Source organism: Vibrio sp. EA2 (assembly GCF_033042495.1).
Lineage (GTDB): Bacteria > Pseudomonadota > Gammaproteobacteria > Enterobacterales > Vibrionaceae > Vibrio.
The window spans coordinates 1-976 of the sequence record NZ_JAWLID010000048.1 but is presented as its reverse complement, the minus strand read 5'-3'; the positions used below and the strand labels follow the sequence as shown (position 1 = coordinate 976).

At 42.2% G+C, this 976-nt stretch carries 1 protein-coding gene; it reads left to right on the top strand.

Features of this window, described 5'->3' with window-relative positions; translation table 11 throughout:
* Positions 1–34: 34 nt before the first annotated feature.
* Positions 35–856: an NAD(P)-dependent oxidoreductase gene (locus tag RXX31_RS24655; protein ID WP_317592210.1), complete on the top strand. Its 822-nt coding sequence runs from the start codon at positions 35–37 to the stop codon at positions 854–856.
* Positions 857–976 lie beyond the last annotated feature (120 nt).

Sequence of the window (976 nt, the reverse complement as noted above, 5' to 3'; positions counted from 1 at the left end):
GGGCGTTATGTGTAATCGAGAGTTCAGGGAAAGAATGAAAGTACTTATATCAGGATCCAATGGGTATATTGGTAGCCACGTGACTAAGATGTTTGTTGAAAGTGGCTTTGAAGTTTCGACTTACAGCAGGACTAGCGGTGTCTTACCTCCTGCTCGGAAGCTTGCCAATGTGCCATCAGATTTCTCTGGTTACTTTGATATCGTTATAAATTGTGCTCGCCCACATTGGTCAGAATTTTCTCCGGAGGAAATAGCTGATATAGAGTCCAAGCTGCTAACGCAGTTGGATAGACTAGCGGCTGAAGGTGCAACAAAAATCCACACATCGGGCGTTTGGCTATTTGGCAATGCTTCTCACAATGACCTCAAAGAATTTAGGCTTAAGCCTCTAGAGGTGGTGAAACCGGACACAGTTACAATAGGTTGCGCTATCAAAAAGAAGTGGCATGTCGTTTACTGTCCTAGTTTGGTTTATGGTGGTGAAAACTGTCAGCTAAAGCGAATTGTAGATTCCTTATCTGACCAAACTCTCCAAGTAGCGATACCATCTCAAGGTTATAACCAATATATCCATGTAAATGACATCGCTCGATTTTATTTGGCACTGGTTCAAGGTATACGTCCGGCTACACAACACTTTATTGCTGAGACTAAGGGGTATAGCCCCGAAGCGTTTTCTCAATTGTTACTCGACTTTAGAATCGTAAAGCAGGTTCACAAGAGCAGTTGGAGTGACTTTGAGAAATGCCATGGCTCTTCGGCAGTCGAAATTGAGAAGCTAAATCTTAACCTTCCAATTAGTCCCTTGTTTGAATCGACTGAGTCATTAAGGAAGTACATAGAAAATTACACATAACAAACAATTTAAGAGGGATTCCCAACGCTTGGCATTTTGCTTCTACTTCAAGTTAAGTGTTTATGGCACAATACTTTAAGCTTGGGTGGTAGCGTTGCTCACCCCTTAATTGGGCGTTAT

Excerpts from the sequence above, each read along its gene's own strand:
- RXX31_RS24655 (WP_317592210.1), top strand. The coding sequence starts at position 35 with ATGAAAGTACTTATATCAGGATCCAATGGGTATATTGGTAGCCACGTG.